A 14,968-nucleotide genomic window follows, 5' to 3' on the forward strand; every position below is an offset into this window, starting at 1 on the left:
GAGGCGCTACCACGGCAACGAGAAAGTCTTGACGTTCGTGAAGGACTTCATCGCCTCGATGACGCCTTCCTTGTAGCCGTTGCCCGAATCCTTGATGCCGCCGAAGGGGCTCATCTCGATGCGATAGCCCGGCACTTCCCAGATATTGACGGTGCCGACCCTGAGGCCGGTGATGAAGGCCTGCATGCGCCTGAAGTCGTTGGTGCATACGCCCGAGGAAAGGCCGAAGGCCGTCGAGTTCGAAAGCGCGATCAGGGCTTCGTCGTCATCCGGGGCGCGGATGATCGGCACGATCGGGCCGAAGGTTTCCTCCATGACGAGCTCGCTCTCATGCGGCACCTTGTCGACGACGATCGGCGGCAGCAGCGCGCCCTGGCGACCGGGATCGTAGAGGATCTGGGCGCCGGCTTCCGCCGCCATGTGGACGCGCCTTTCGAACAGGGCAGCCGCCTTCTCATGCACCACCGTACCGAGTTGGGTCGCCGGGTCGAACGGGTCGCCGAAGCGGATGGCCTTGGCCCGTTCGAGCACCAGGGGCACGAAACGGTCGGCAACCTTTTCCTGCACGAGGATGCGCTTGACGGCGGTACAGCGCTGGCCGGAATTCTTGGTCGCACCAGCGATAGCGAGGTCCGCCGCCCTGGCGAGGTCGGCGTCATCGAGATCGTTGAGGATGATCAGAGGGTCATTGCCGCCGAGCTCCAGGACCTGGCGCTTGTAGCCGGCCTTGTAGGCGATCATCTTGCCGACGGGCACGCCGCCGGTGAAGGTGATCAGATCGATATGGGGATTGGTGATCATTTCATCACCGATCTCCGCAGGCCATCCGGTCACCACCGAGAGCATCTGTGGCGGCAGGCCGGCCTCGTAGAGAATGTCGGCCAGGATCAGCGCCGTCATCGGCGTGAGTTCCGTCGGCTTCACGACCACGCAATTATTGGTGGCGAGCGCCGGCGCCACCTTGTGTGCGACCATGTTGAGCGGATGGTTGAAGGGCGTGATCGCCGAAATCGCCGTGAGGGGCTCGCGCTGGGTGAAGATCCGCCTCTGCTTGCCGTGAGGGGTGAGATCGCAGGAGAAGATCTGGCCATCGTCGTGAATGCACATCTGGCCGGCGAGCGTGAAGACGTCGAAGGCACGACCGACTTCATAGAGCGAGTCCTGCTTGGAGATGCCGAGTTCGCTGGTGACCAGATCGGAAATCTCGTCCCTGCGTGCGTTGAGCAACTCGGCCGTCTTCAACAGGATCTTCTGGCGGTCGTAGCGCGTAAGCTTGGACTGATAGCCGGCGGCGATCTCGAAGGCCTGTCGGGCATGTTCGGCCCGCCCTGCCGGCACGGTACCGATCACCGTATCGGTATAGGGATAGCGGACCTCGACGGTCGCCTCGGCCTCGACCAGTCTGCCGGCGATCCGCATCGGTTCATGGCGGACCTTGATGGTTTTCTCGGGCGTGTTCATTTTGGCTGAGCCGCTGCCAGGGTGGCGTAGTAGAAGGCGTCGAAATTGCGCAACGCCGGCGCTTGCGGCAAGTCGGGCAGGGGGCGGTTCACGATGAAGGGCACGGCCTGCTCGGTAAGACCGCCATGCGAGCGCAGCGGCTCGTCGAGTGCGGCAAGGTCGTGCCGATGCTCGGACGTGCCGATCGTCTTGTTCTCACCCGAGACCATGACGATGTCGCCGATGCGGTCTTCAGGCAGTTCGAAGCGCCGGCACCCCTCCTCGCGTCCGAGAACCAGCGTCATGTCCTCGATATCGCGCAGCCTCGCGATGATGGACTCGCGGTCGGCGCCCTTGGGCAGATAGGCCGTGGCAAACGAGCCCAGCGCGCCATGGTGCACGACATAGGGGTCGGTGATCGGCAGGATGACGCGGGCAGCATCCTTGCCGAGCCATTCATCCAGCAGGTCCTGGACATAGACCACGTTGGGGGAACCGTCCGCATGATGCTTTGGCTTCATGCCGTGATCGGCCGTGATCACGATGGCGGCGCCCAGAGCATCGAGCTCGGCGAGATATTTGTCGAACATGGCGTAGAAGGCGTTCGCCTGGGGCACACCGGGGGCATATTTGTGCTGAATGTAGTCCGTCGTCGTCAGATACATGATGTCGGGTCGGAATTCGCGCAGCAGCTTGACGCCGGCGGCGAACACGAATTCGGACAGTTCCGCCGAATAGACCTCCGGCACCGGACGCCCCAGCCATTTGGATGCGTCATCGATGCCATTGGCGGCCTTGGTGGTGGTGTTGGCCTTTTCCGACGAGAAGCAGACGGCGCGCCCGTCATCATAGGACAGGCCATGGCCCAGGAGGGCGCGCAGCTTGTCCTTGGCGGTGACGATGGCGACCTTGGCTCCTGCATCGTAGAACGCCTTGAACACCGTCGGCGCGCGCAGGAATTTGGGATCGTTCATCATCACCTCCTCGCCCGTTTTGGGGTTGTAGAGGTAGTTGCCGCAGATGCCGTGTACGGCGGGCGGGCGCCCGGTGACGATCGACAGATTGTTGGGGTTGGTGAAGCTGGGAATGACGCTGTGCGCGGTGCTGGCCGTTCCCTTCTGCAGGATGCGTTCGAGGGCCGGCATCAGGCCGGCCTTGATGGCTTCGTCGAGATAATCAGGCTCGCAGCCGTCGAGACAGATGGCGATCGCCGGCACGCGCGGCCAGGCATAATTGCGCTCGTTGGCGGAGACCGAGACGGGGGACAATTGGTTCATCGAGGATCGATCCTTCAATACGGGCCGCCTCAGGCGGCGAGCTTTGCGCGTTCGGCAATGGCGTCGGCGGGCGGGGCGGCGGAAACGACCTTCATCTCGGCAAGAGACTGGCGGGCGGCTTCGACCACGTTGCGCATGACATGCTCGTCCATCCGTCCGATGCAGCCGACGCGGAAGGAGTCGACCACCGTCAGCTTGCCGGGATAGATGATGAGCCCCTTTTGTTTCATCTGTTCGTAGAAGCGGCTGAAAACGAAGCTCGGATCGGCCGGGCAGAAGAAGGTCACGATGATGGGCGAGAGCCAGGTGTCGGACAGCAGCGTCTCGAAGCCGAGCTCGCGCATGCCCGCCACCATCACATCGCGATTGCGGGTATAGCGCGCGCCCCTCCCTGCCACGCCGCCTTCGGCGGCATGCATGCGCAGGGCCTGGAGGAAGGCCGCCACCACATGCGTGGGCGGGGTGTAGCGCCACTGCCCAGTCTTTTCCATCGTGGCCCATTGTGCATGCACGTCGAGGCTGAGCGAATGGCTGTTGCCTTGTGCTGCCTTCAGCGCGTCCTTGCGGGCAATCACGAAGCCGAAGCCCGGCACGCCCTCGATGCATTTGTTGGCGGAAGACACCATGGCCTCGAAGGCGATCTCGTTGACGTCGAGCCGGATGGCGCCGAAGGCGCTCATGGAATCGACGAGGAGCTTGCGTCCCTTGTTCTCCACGGCCGCGGCGATCTCGGCCACCGGGTTGAGGATGCCGGAGCTGGTTTCGCAATGGATGGCGAGGACATGAGTGATTGCCGGATCCGCATCGAGCGCGGCCGCGACCTCGTCGCCACGCGGGGGCAGGTAGTCGCCCTTGTCGATGAGGGTGTAGGCGCGGCCGATATAGCGCATGGTCTCGGCGGCCCGCAGACCATAGGCGCCATTGGCGAGGACGAGAACCTTGCCGTCCTTGGGGACGAAGGATCCCAGCATCGCCTCGACGCAGAACGATCCCGAGCCCTGCATGGGCACGCAATCATAATCGCCCTTGCTGTCTCCGGTCAGCGCAAGCAGGCCTTGCCGAAGCTCGACGGTCATGGCGCGAAAATCGGCATCCCAGGAGCCCCAGTCGCGCAGCATCGCCTGCTTTACCTCGGCGGCGGTGGTCAACGGGCCCGGTGTCAGAAGATAGGGCTCTCCGAGCAGGGGAGGGGCAAAAGCTTGCGTCGACGCACTATCGTGCATGGGCCAATCCTCGTCTGGTGCCGTTTGGTGGCGACCATATAGGACCGGCATAATCTATTCTAAAAATCGTTATTTTGTATCCGTGTATAAGCTGTGATTATATGTCGAACACGGCGTGCCCTGGGGATGATCGTCAATGCGCTATGTTCAGCTTCGTGCCTTTCATTATGTGGCGATTTCGGGCGGTTTTTCCCGGGCGGCCAGCGAATTGCTGCTGACCCAACCGGCGATCTCCGACCAGGTTCGCAAGCTGGAGGAGGAATACGACACGCTCCTGTTCAATCGCCAGCGCAAGCAGGTCGTACTGACGGAGGCGGGAGAGCGACTTCTAACCATCACCCGGCGCATGTTCGAAATGGAGAACCAGGCGCTCGAACTCCTGTCGGAGTCCCGTTCGCTCCGGACCGGTTCGCTGCGCATCGTCGCCGACGCTGCCCACCACGTGCTGCACATCATGGGCGAGTTCCGCCGCCGCTATCAGGGGGTTCATGTCACCGTCCGTGCCGGCAATACGGAAACGGTTATCAAAAGCCTGTTCAATTATGATGCGGATATCGGTGTTGTGGGGGAGGCCCCGGCGGGTCGCGACTTCGAGATCATCACGCTCCACGCCACGCCGATCGTCGCTTTCGCTGCAACCGACTTCGACCTTGGCGGGCGCAAGAGGCTTTCCCTTGCGGATCTGGCCGCGTTGCCGCTTGTCATCCGCGAGCGCGGCTCCAAGACACGCAAGCGCCTGGAGGATGGGGCGGCTGATGCCGGCATAAAGCTAAAATATGCAATCGAGGCAGAGGGGCGGGAAGCGGTTCGCGAGATCGTGGCCTCGGGCGCCGGCCTCGGCTTTGTCTCTCAAGCCGAGTTCGGCAATGATAGCCGGCTTACGAGGATCCCGATCTCCGGCCCTCCGATGCTGATGGAAGAAGCGCTGGTCTGCCTGAGCGAGCGAAGCGAGGCAAAGGCCATTCGAGCTTTTTGGGGCATAGCGCGTGAGTTTGCGCACGTCGCATCAGCCGTCACGACGAAGTAAGTCTCACGCTTTCATTGTGTGTCGCGATAGTTGGTGAAGTACGGCGCCGAGAGACTGGAGCCTCGCCGCGGTCTGGAACGCCGGCGAGACCTTCAACGCGAATTTCAATTCTGGTCGCCAGCGCGGCGTTGGTCCCATGCCGTCGACCATCGGCTCGGATCGCCACCACGGCAGCATGGTCGACGCCTTCCGGTCAATCGCCCAGGATGGCGTGAACGAATCGTCTCTTGGTCTTGAGCGTTCCTCTGTGAAGTTCAGGCCGGGTGCTGCAATTGGCTGAGCCCGCCGTCGACGACGAGGCACGCCGCGTTCATGAACGGGCACTCGTCGGAAATCATGAACACTGCGGCAAGTGCTATCTCGCGTGCCGAGGCGATGCGGCCGCTGGGATGGAGCGCCATCGTATTGGCACGCGCTGAGGCGGGATCGGGAAAACCATTCCAGTAGTCGATGGCCTTCTGTGTTTCGACATAGCCCGGGGCCAGTGCATTCACGCGAACGCCCTGCGCCGCATATTCGAGCGCCAGCGATTTCGTCAGTCCAAGCAGAGCGTGCTTGGCGACAGGATAGGGGAAGGTGTGCGGAATGATGGTGAAGCCATGGGTCGACGCGATGTTAAGGATTGCCCCGCCGCCGCTTGCGATCATCCCCGGCAATACCGCCTTGCTGCAGTTCCAAGCTCCCTTGACGTTGACGTCAAAGTTAAGTGTCCATTGCTCCTCGCTCGCATCGAGCGGCGTGGAGAATACATTGACCCCGGCATTGTTGATCAGTGCATTGACCGGGCCGATCTGTTCTCAACGCCAATCCCATCGGCTCGGTCTCGAAATGCTTCAGCGCATTGGGGCTGTGGCTCATCGGCTCCAGGCAGAAGAAGTCGCGCTTGCCGTTGGGCGCAAAGAGCATGTAGCGATCGAGCATGCTATCGGCGGCGATATCGACGCCGAGTTGACGCTCGGGCCATACGATGCGTGCGCTGCCATTCCAACCTTCGAAGCAATTGTTCAGCCAGCGATCGGGCAGTCGGCGTGCGGTAGAGAAATCGACGTCGCCGACAAGGGCGCCTCTGGAGCCGGGTAGATGTGCATCTCGTTCCGTCCACCATGCGGTGGCCGGTGCAAGAAGGGTTGTCTGCGGTGTCAGCGGAAAGAAGGGATGAAAGCCGATGCCGACGGCGCGCCTGCCGGAAGCAATCAGGGCAAGGCCACGCACAATCTGCATCGTGGCCAGTGTCGTGATGAGCGCATTGATGTGGAATTTCGCAATGACGAAACCGTTGACGAAGCCTACGAAAGTACCGCAGGCGATTGCCGCTACAAGGCCGAGCAGGATCGACCCGGTCGCGTTCGTCGACGGAGCATAGCGGGACGCGATTGGCGCGATATGGCAAGACGGGCGGCCTACCTATGCACGAAATGCTCGCAACGGCGTGCGATCTCGCCATCGGCTTGATGTCGGCTTGCGTGTGCGGGGCGGTCCGGCGCCCGATTTCCGGTCGCCCGACGAGCAGCCGGTGTCTGTCCTCGCGCCGGCGGCGCGCTTCGGCGTCTGGCGCTTCATGAGAGCGCTCGCGATCGAGATGCAGGGTGACGGGAAGGCTGGCTATGCAGGCAGAGGTGGTTCAGGAGGATGGGTCATCGGAGCATGCGCGCGATGGCATGATCTTCGTGAGAGCCGGAATCTTCTGGATGGGCTCGGATCATCACTACCCCGAAGAGAAGCCGGCTCATCGTGTCAGCGTCGAGGACTTCTTCATCGATGAGACCCCTGTCACCAACGCACAGTTTGCCGAGTTCGTAGCCGCGACTGGACATCGCACATTTGCCGAATTCGCGCCCGACCCTCGGGACTATCCCGGCATCTTGCCGGAGCTGCTGTATGCGGGGTCACTCGTCTTCCTGGAGCCGGCCGGGCGCGTCGATCTCCGTGACTGGTCGCAATGGTGGTCTTTCCTGAAGGGCGCCAACTGGCGCCAACCCTATGGACCGCGCAGCAGCATTGCGGGGCTGGATGATCATCCCGTTGTCCACGTTACCCACCACGACGCACTGGCCTATGCGCGATGGAAGGGCAAGGATCTCCCCACGGAAGCCGAGTGGGAATTTGCCGCCAGAGGGGGGCTCGAACAGGCTGAATATGCCTGGGGCTCGCAACTGACACCCGATGGTCGGCATATGGCCAATACCTGGCAAGGATCATTTCCGACGGTCAATCGCAATCTCGACGGATACTCCCGCACGTCGCCCGTAAGGGCCTTTCCGCCCAACGGGTACGGTCTCTACGACATGATCGGAAACGTCTGGGAGTGGACGTCCGATTGGTTCGCCCCAAAGCACGAGGCGGACGCGACGAAAGCCTGCTGCATACCCAGAAGCCCTCGCGGAGGGCTCGAGTCCGCCAGCTATGATCCGTGTCTCCCCCACATAAAAATCCCGCGGAAGGTTTTGAAGGGCGGATCGCACCTGTGCGCTCCGAACTACTGCCGCCGCTATCGACCGGCAGCCCGACATGCCGAGGCGATCGATACATCGACAAGCCATGTCGGGTTCAGATGTGTTGTCCGGAACGGAGAATTGAATGAAACGGCCCCCTAGTCACAAATTCAGAGCGCGCTGGTTGGGCGCAGGCACGACGCTCCTGATGTTGGGATCGCCCGTGATGGCCCAGGAATCGCTGCCGTTTCCGTCAACGCCCTCGGGGAGCAAGGCCGGGCCAACGATCGCGGAATCGACCTACAGCCCCCTGCCGGTGAAGTCGCATCTTCCCGCCAATGCGCCCAACATCGTCGTGATCATGCTCGACGACGTCGGACCAGCATTGCCGAGCACGTTCGGCGGCGTGATCAATACGCCTACATTGAGCCGGGTCGCCGGGGACGGGGTCGTCTATAACCGCTTCCACAATGCCGCGATGTGCTCGCCCACGCGCGCAGCGTTGCTGACGGGGCGCAATCACCACCGCGTCGGCTTTGGCCAGATCGCCGAACTGGCGAACGATTGGGACGGTTATTCGGGCCGGATCCCGCGCACATCCGCGACTGCCGCGAAAGTGCTGGGCTATTACGGCTACGCGACGAGCGCCTTCGGAAAATGGCACAACACGCCGGCCAACGAGACAACGGCCGTCGGCCCCTATACGAACTGGCCGGTGGGTCAGGGGATCGGCTTCGACTACTTCTACGGCTTCCTTGCTGGAGAATCCTCGCAATGGGAGCCTGCGGTCGTCGAAAACACGGTCCGGGTGAATCCGTCCGAAGGGAAGAAGGAATATCACTTCACCGAAGACATGACCGATAAGGCTGTCTCATGGATGAAACAGGTCCACGCGCTGACGCCGGATCGGCCCTTCTTCATGTATTGGGCCCCCGGCGCCTCCCATGGTCCGCATCACATCTTCAAGGAGTGGGCGGACAAATATAAGGGCAAGTTCGACGAAGGCTGGGACGTCACGCGCGAGCGCGTCTTTGCCCGTCAGAAAGAACTCGGCTGGATCCCGAAAGACACCGAGCTGACACCACGGCCGAAGACGCTTGCCGCGTGGGCCGATATTCCCGCGGACGAAAAGCCGTTCCAGCGCCGGCTCATGGAAGTATTCGCCGGATACACCGAACATGCCGATGCGCAGGCCGGCCGGTTGATCGACGCCCTGGACGAGCTCGGTATCCGTGACAACACGCTCGTCTTCTATATCTGGGGCGACAACGGCTCGAGTGCGGAAGGCCAGAACGGCACGATCAGCGAGCTCCTGGCGCAGAATGGCATTCCTTCCGAGATCAAGGATCATATTCGCACCATGAACGAGCTCGGCGGCCTGGATGTGCTCGGGTCACCCAAGGTGGACAACATGTACCATGCCGGCTGGGCTTGGGCTGGCTCCACGCCATATCGGTCGACAAAGCTGATTGCCGCGCATTTTGGTGGAACGCGTACGCCGCTCGCGGTGTCGTGGCCAAGCAGGATCAAGGCGGACAAGACGCCGCGTCCGCAATTCCATCACGTCAACGATATCGTGCCGACGATCTACGACATCCTGCACATCACACCGCCGAAGCTCGTCGACGGCGTCAGCCAAGATCAGCTCGACGGCACCAGCATGGCCTATTCCTTCTCGTCCCCGACTGCGCCGGAACACAAGAAGGAGCAGTACTTCGAAGTTATGGGCAGTCGCGCCTATTACAAGGACGGTTGGATTGCTTCGGCATTCGGGCCGAGAGTACCTTGGCAAACGGGCGTCGATCCTTCGATCATGAATTGGTCGCCGAAGAACGATGTTTGGGAGCTCTATGATCTCAATAAGGATTTCTCGCAGGCGAAGGACATCGCAGCCACTCATCCCGACAAGCTCAATGAGCTGAAGAACGCGTTCGACGTGAGCGCGAAAGCCAACAAGGTCGATCCGGTTGGCGGGGGGTTATGGTCCGTGGTCTTCCACCCGGAGGACGCACCATCCAATCCCGCCCAGACGTTCGACTACACGCAGGAGGTCGTTGGCGTTCCCGAGTTCACCGCACCGCGGCTCGGATCACGCAGCAGCCTTGTCACCATCGATGCGGATTTGCAGCCCGACTCGAAGGGCGTGCTCTACGCACTCGGCGCCGTCTCAGGCGGTGTCGCCCTGTGGGTCGAGAACGGCAAGCTCTACTACGAGTACAATCTGTTCGAGATCGAACGGACGCAGTTGGAAACCTCCGCCCCGCTCCCGACCGGAAAGGTCAAGATCGAGGTCGAAACACGCAAGGCCGGCGGCGTCCGCCCAGCGCCTCTGGACATCGTCATCCGCGTGGATGGCAAAGAGGTCAGCAAGGGGCGTGTCCCACGCTCGGCAGCGCTTACCTTCACCGCCAATGATGCCTTTGACGTCGGCCGGGACAGCTATTCCCCGGTCTCGCTTGCGTATTTCGACCGCAAGCCCTTCGCCTTCAATGGCACGATCCGGCATCTGAAGGTCGAATATCTGAACTGAGCGCCGACCGGTTGGAGGTGGCGAGCAAGACTGCCGCCACCGCCTTTCAAGGGTTGTGTTGCAAACGTCTCGGTCGGCGATGTGCAACATGACAGCGCTATGCGTCCGATGGAGGGCGTTTTGTATTCAAAGGCCGCCATCTCGACCGCTCGCTTCTCCTGCTTTGCGAGCGCTGCAACCTGGCTTACGGACTGCGCCTGTGCGACTTGCAAGAGATGGTGGCGGAACGCGGCATCGGCGTCGATCACCGGACGATCCATCACTGGGTCGTTCACTCCTCGCCGTTGCTTCTGAAACGCTTCAACCGGCGCAAACGAGCTTGACCGGCAAGTGGCACATGGACGAGCCGAAGGGGAGCGCGGATCAGCAACACGTACGTGAAAGTGCGGGGAACGTGGACGTACCTTCACAGGAAAGCCCAAATCTGAAAAAGGGGACGCTCAAAGAGGTCGGCTCCACACCACAAATAGGCCGACGGACAGGCTCGTTACGAGTCGATGGACGCCGCCGCTAGCGCCAACCGGGCCAGCGCCGGAAGCGATTTCGAGCCCGTCTTCCTCATGATCGAGGCACGATGATTTTCGACCGTCCGCTGACTGATTCCAAGGTCTACCGCAATATTCTTGCTGGGGTGGCCGGAGAGAACCAAGTTCATGATCTGTCGCTGCCGTCTGGTCAGTGTGGCGATAATAGCTGCAGCGGCTTCCCGCCATGCGGACAAGGTGCTGGCATCGCGCGACCGCTCAAGGGCCCGTTTGACACTGGCGACCAACTCGCCGTGACCGAAGGGCTTTTCAATGAAATCCAGGGCACCTGCCTTCATGGCCTGAACGGCCATGCGCACATCGCTGTTGCCGGTGATCATGATGGTCGGCAACCGATGGATTTGGTGAGTCAGATGTCGTAACAATTCGAGCCCGCTCATGCCGGGTAGATATGCATCGACCAGAAGGCAGGCTTCGCGGCCCGGAAGGTAAACCTCCAGAAACGCCTCGCACGTCGCGAATGCCTCTACGATATATCCATCTTCATCAAACATCTTGCAGATTGCGTCGCGGATATAGCTGTCGTCATCGACGACAAAGATGACCGGACCAGCAGTTCTGCCAGCCTGAGTGTTGTCGCGGGGCTGCGAAGGTCTAGGTATCGACACCTGCGATGCATGAAGAAGGTGCTGGATGGTTTGTACCAGTTCCTTTGGCCGCACTGGTTTATTGAGCTGGAAGCAATCATGGTTCGCAATATCGCGCAGTGTTGCTGTCGATATATCACCGGTCAGGATAATGGCCGGGATATTCCGATGAAGCTGGGCCCGTAGTTTCGCCGTAACCCCGAGCCCATCCAGATCATTCGGCAGGTTGTAATCCGCTAGGATGAGGTCTGGTCGAACCCTTCCTCGTGCGATCAATCCGAGGGCATCGAGCCCGTCCGCCGCCATTGCCGTTTGATGACCTTTACCCGCGAGAAGAAGGCCCAGGAGATCGCGTAGCTCTGGATCGTCTTCGATGATCAGAATGGTGCCCGTGCAAGGGGAAGCCACGACCTTGCCTTCGGCCGGGGGTGACTGCCGGTCTTGAACCGGCACCGCCAGCGGCCTTGCCTGGAGCACGACGTCCACGGCAAAGACGGAGCCTTTGCCCGGACGCGAGCGGACATGCACCCGGTGATCGAGCAACTCACCCAGATGTCGAACGACAGACAGGCCGAGGCCCAGACCGCGGCTGCGCTCGCGTGCAGCATTGTCGAGCTGATGGTATTCGTCGAATATTGCCTGCAGTTCTTCGTCGGGAATTCCGACGCCGGTATCCCAGATCTCGATGCTTAGCTTGTCCTGGCGACGGCGGCAGCCGAGCAGCACTCTGCCACGCCTGGTATATTTCAAGGCGTTTGACAGCAGGTTGCGGATCATCTGCTCGAGCAGACGCGGGTCACTATAGACGGCAAGGCCACAGGGAATGACACGTAGGACGAGGTTTTGTGCCTGCGCATGATAGGTGAATTCGTCCTTCAAGCGCACAAGCAGATCGGCGACCGGAAAACTCGCCATCTCGGCATGAACGGTGCCTGCTTCGAGCTGATTGATGTCGAGTAGGGAATTCAGCATGCCCGACATCGCAATGGTCGTATCATCGAGCCGCGCGGCCAGCACCAACGCTTCTTCCTTCCTGTCCTCCCTGATGCTTTTTTCAAGAATGCTCCGCATAAGGCTGAGCGCCTGAAGAGGTTGGCGGAGGTCATGGCTTGCAGCAGCGAGAAAGCGCGATTTGGCGACATTGGCGCGCTGTGCCTCCCGCCTGGCCGTTTCCAGCGCGTCCGTCACGTGCCTGCGTTCAGTAATGTCGGCAAAGGTGATGACGACGCCCTCGACACCGTTGTCCTGGGTGCGATAGGGCAAGATACGCCGAAGGTACCAGCTACCGTTAAGTGCTTTGATTTCCCGCTCGATGGGATGAAGGGTGTCCAGCACCGTTCGCGCATCCGCAAGAAGCGCACCATCGGCGGCGAGCAAACTCAAATCGGCGAGCGGCCGGCCGACATCGGTCGGAATGACACTGAAGAGCGCTTTGGTTGCCGGCGTGAAGAAACGGATGTTGAGATTGGTGTCGAGAAAGAGCGTCGCGACATCGGTGCTGTACAGAACATTCTGTAAATCGTTGTAGGTCGTGCGCTGACGTTCCAGTGTTTCCTGGAGCTGGTTGTTGAGGGCGGTCAGTTCCTCGTTGAGCGACTGCAGTTCTTCCTTAGACGTTACCAGCTCCTCGTTGGTCGACTGGTATTCTTCGTTAACGGAGAGGGCTTCCTCGTTGATGATCCTTTGTTCCTCGCTCGAAGTCTCCAGATTGCGGATGGCGGAGCTCAGCTCAGTCCTGGTCGCTTCCAGTTCTTCTTCGAGTTCGGCGATCCGAGGCGCGTCATGGGACGCATTCCCGCGCCTTTGCCTTCGGGCAGAAGCCGGTTCGTCGATAAAGCAGATCAGCAAGAGATCCTCGCCGCCGCTCTGAACGGGTTGCACGACGATACGGAACGATCCCCCGTCGTCGCGGTTCGAACGGACACCGGCGACGACAGTCCATACATTCTCCTGGCTGGCGCGCTGGATGGCCGATCGAAGTTTGATGCGTATGTTCTGCCGGGCCATGGCCAGCAGGTCGCGTGTGGGGGACCCCGCCGGCACATGAAGATAGCGATCGGTCTGCCCCAGATAATAGAGGCACTCATGCTCCCGGTTGATCAGGATGGCCGCGGGCGCATAGGTCTCCAGCACCATCCGCCGGCAAAGTTCGGCAAGGGCGGCTTGTCTAGAAGGCGCGCTGTTTTGCCCCGTCCGGGCCGGTACCCGCAAGCCGTCGCCGGCGTTCAGCGCAAAGTCGAGGCCTCCCGCCCGAGTGCGACCGATACGGCGATAGATGCGCTCGGGCTTGGAGATCATCTCGAAACGATCGGCGGCGTTGAGCATGGTCTCCGAATTGCCGAGAAGGAGAAACCCGCCCTCCCGCAGCGCGAAATGGAAGAGCGCGATGACTTTTTCCTGCGCTTCCGGAAGCAAATAGATCAGAAGATTGCGGCATGAGACCAGGTCGAGGCGGGAGAAGGGGGGATCGGCTAGAACATCCTGCACCGTGAAGACCACCATTGCGCGCAACTCGGGCAAAACCCTGTAGCCTTGCTCTTCCTTCACAAAAAAGCGCGCCAGCCGTTTCGGTGAAACATCCGTCTCGATCGTCGTTGGGTAAAGGCCTTCGCGTGCGCTCGCGACGGCGTCCGGGTCTACGTCGGAGGCGAAGACCTGCAATTTGAGGTTGGGCGTTGCAGCCGCGATTTCTTCGCGAAAGAGCATCGCCAGGGAATAAGTCTCCTCGCCGCTGCTGCAGCCGGCGATCCAGATGCGTAGCGGCCGATCGGGTGGATGGTTGCGGACGAGGTTCGGAATAATCTTCTTAGCCAGAAAATCGAATACTTGTCGGTCGCGAAAGAAGCTGGTGACGTTGATGAGAAGATCCTTGGCAAGCAGATCCAGTTCGCCCGCATCGTTGTTCAGCAGATCGAGATAGCGCTCCATGCCTTCGGGCTCGATCGCAGCCATTGCCATGCGCCGTTCGATCCGGCGCTGCAGCGTTCCCGATTTGTAGAGCCTGAAATCGTGGGCGGTCCTGGTGCGAAGAATTTCGAGGATTTGGGATAGCCCCTTTTTGGGTGAGCCTTCCAGGCCCAAATTGCTTTTTGTGCGTGGAAGGGCCATCCGCCGATCATATCGGGCCAGCGCGTCGGGCATCTCGGCAACAGGGAGCACGAGGTCCACCGAATCTGTCAGGATTGCATTGCGCGGCATACCGTCATAACCGGCCTCATTCGGATCCTGGGCGATGACGAGACCGCCTTCGTGCTTCACGGCCCTCAGCCCGAGGCTGCCGTCGGCTCCGGTTCCCGACAGGATCATGCAGACGGCGCGATCGCCATATCCCTCTGCCAGGGAATGCAGCAGAAAGTCGAAGGGCAGGCGCGCGCCGTGGCGGGCCTGGGGTTCCGAAAGGCGAAGTGCGCCGTTGGCGACCGAGAGGTAGGTGCCGGGCGGAATGACATAGAGGTGATCGGGCTGAAGCCGCATGCCGTCCTCAGCCTGTCCGACGACCATGGAGGTGTGGCCCGCCAGCAGGTCCGCCATCATGCTGTGATGCGTGGGATCGAGATGCTGTATCAGGATGAAGGCCATGCCATTATTCGCCGGCAGGGCCTTCATAAGACCGGCTGCAGCATCCAGCCCACCGGCCGAGGCACCGATCCCGACAACCAAAAAATCGTCGTTCCCGCTCGGAGGACCTCGCTTTGGCAGCGAGCGCTGCCTGGATTGGCGAACTGCCCGCTGGTCCCGGGGTAGGTCATGTGTCGGCATGGCGCTTTTGCTTTCGCGAGGTCCTCCACAAATCCGGTGGCGCGTCATGTTATCACGAAATCCCAGTGACGACGCCGGTTGTCGCAATGACCGCTTGGACGCCGGCCTGAGTAGATTCCGAGCCTGCAATTGCTCCTGCCGGCGACAT

Annotated in this window: 7 protein-coding genes and 3 pseudogenes; 4 read left to right on the top strand and 6 right to left on the bottom strand. The window is 61.1% G+C overall.

The features are described from left to right. Positions 1-6: 6 nt before the first annotated feature. Genes phnY through ACN6KF_RS29205 form a run of 3 tightly spaced genes read right to left on the bottom strand, consistent with a single transcriptional unit; the run spans position 7 to position 3,940 of the window. Entirely contained in the window at positions 7-1,461 is a 1,455-nt protein-coding gene (gene phnY / locus ACN6KF_RS29195; RefSeq protein WP_434960388.1) for a phosphonoacetaldehyde dehydrogenase, read from the bottom strand. Beyond that, positions 1,458-2,717, bottom strand: coding sequence for a phosphonoacetate hydrolase (phnA, locus tag ACN6KF_RS29200; RefSeq protein ID WP_434960389.1), 1,260 nt, complete (start codon positions 2,715-2,717; stop codon positions 1,458-1,460). The genes phnY and phnA overlap by 4 nt, the downstream gene beginning before the upstream one ends. A 29-nt stretch (positions 2,718-2,746) precedes the next feature. Continuing rightward, positions 2,747-3,940, bottom strand: coding sequence for a 2-aminoethylphosphonate--pyruvate transaminase (locus tag ACN6KF_RS29205; RefSeq protein WP_434960390.1), 1,194 nt, complete (start codon positions 3,938-3,940; stop codon positions 2,747-2,749). Positions 3,941-4,076: 136 nt separating this feature from the next. Here ACN6KF_RS29205 and ACN6KF_RS29210 point away from each other — a divergent pair, with 136 nt between their 5' ends. Further along, entirely contained in the window at positions 4,077-4,967 is an 891-nt protein-coding gene (locus tag ACN6KF_RS29210) for a LysR substrate-binding domain-containing protein (RefSeq protein WP_434960391.1), read from the top strand. Positions 4,968-5,221: 254 nt separating this feature from the next. Here the strand turns inward: ACN6KF_RS29210 and ACN6KF_RS29215 are convergent. Next, positions 5,222-5,764: pseudogene (locus ACN6KF_RS29215) on the bottom strand (SDR family oxidoreductase); the annotation flags it as partial. Then, a pseudogene (locus ACN6KF_RS29220) lies at positions 5,670-6,320 on the bottom strand (aldose epimerase family protein); the annotation flags it as partial. The pseudogenes ACN6KF_RS29215 and ACN6KF_RS29220, both read right to left, overlap by 95 nt. 305 nt (positions 6,321-6,625) lie before the next feature. Between ACN6KF_RS29220 and ACN6KF_RS29225 the strand changes: the two are divergent. The 3 genes and pseudogenes from ACN6KF_RS29225 to ACN6KF_RS29235 all read left to right on the top strand — a co-directional run. Then, positions 6,626-7,561: a formylglycine-generating enzyme family protein gene (locus tag ACN6KF_RS29225; protein ID WP_434961337.1), complete on the top strand. Its 936-nt coding sequence runs from the start codon at positions 6,626-6,628 to the stop codon at positions 7,559-7,561. Next, positions 7,545-9,929, top strand: coding sequence for an arylsulfatase (locus ACN6KF_RS29230; protein WP_434960392.1), 2,385 nt, complete (start codon positions 7,545-7,547; stop codon positions 9,927-9,929). The genes ACN6KF_RS29225 and ACN6KF_RS29230 overlap by 17 nt, the downstream gene beginning before the upstream one ends. Positions 9,930-10,087: 158 nt before the next feature. Continuing rightward, a pseudogene (locus ACN6KF_RS29235) lies at positions 10,088-10,342 on the top strand (IS6 family transposase); the annotation flags it as partial. A gap of 74 nt (positions 10,343-10,416) precedes the next feature. Here the strand turns inward: ACN6KF_RS29235 and ACN6KF_RS29240 are convergent. Further along, a complete protein-coding gene (locus tag ACN6KF_RS29240; RefSeq protein ID WP_434960393.1) occupies positions 10,417-14,820 on the bottom strand; it encodes a chemotaxis protein CheB in 4,404 nt (1,467 codons plus the stop codon). Positions 14,821-14,968: the final 148 nt, after the last annotated feature.

The sequence above is a fragment of the Labrys methylaminiphilus subsp. lupini genome (assembly GCF_051161885.1).
GTDB lineage: Bacteria > Pseudomonadota > Alphaproteobacteria > Rhizobiales > Labraceae > Labrys.

Excerpts from the sequence above, each read along its gene's own strand:
- phnY (WP_434960388.1), bottom strand. The coding sequence starts at position 1,461 with ATGAACACGCCCGAGAAAACCATCAAGGTCCGCCATGAACCGATGCGG.
- phnA (WP_434960389.1), bottom strand. The coding sequence starts at position 2,717 with ATGAACCAATTGTCCCCCGTCTCGGTCTCCGCCAACGAGCGCAATTAT.
- ACN6KF_RS29205 (WP_434960390.1), bottom strand. The coding sequence starts at position 3,940 with ATGCACGATAGTGCGTCGACGCAAGCTTTTGCCCCTCCCCTGCTCGGA.
- ACN6KF_RS29210 (WP_434960391.1), top strand. The coding sequence starts at position 4,077 with ATGCGCTATGTTCAGCTTCGTGCCTTTCATTATGTGGCGATTTCGGGC.
- ACN6KF_RS29225 (WP_434961337.1), top strand. The coding sequence starts at position 6,626 with ATGATCTTCGTGAGAGCCGGAATCTTCTGGATGGGCTCGGATCATCAC.
- ACN6KF_RS29230 (WP_434960392.1), top strand. The coding sequence starts at position 7,545 with ATGAAACGGCCCCCTAGTCACAAATTCAGAGCGCGCTGGTTGGGCGCA.
- ACN6KF_RS29240 (WP_434960393.1), bottom strand. The coding sequence starts at position 14,820 with ATGCCGACACATGACCTACCCCGGGACCAGCGGGCAGTTCGCCAATCC.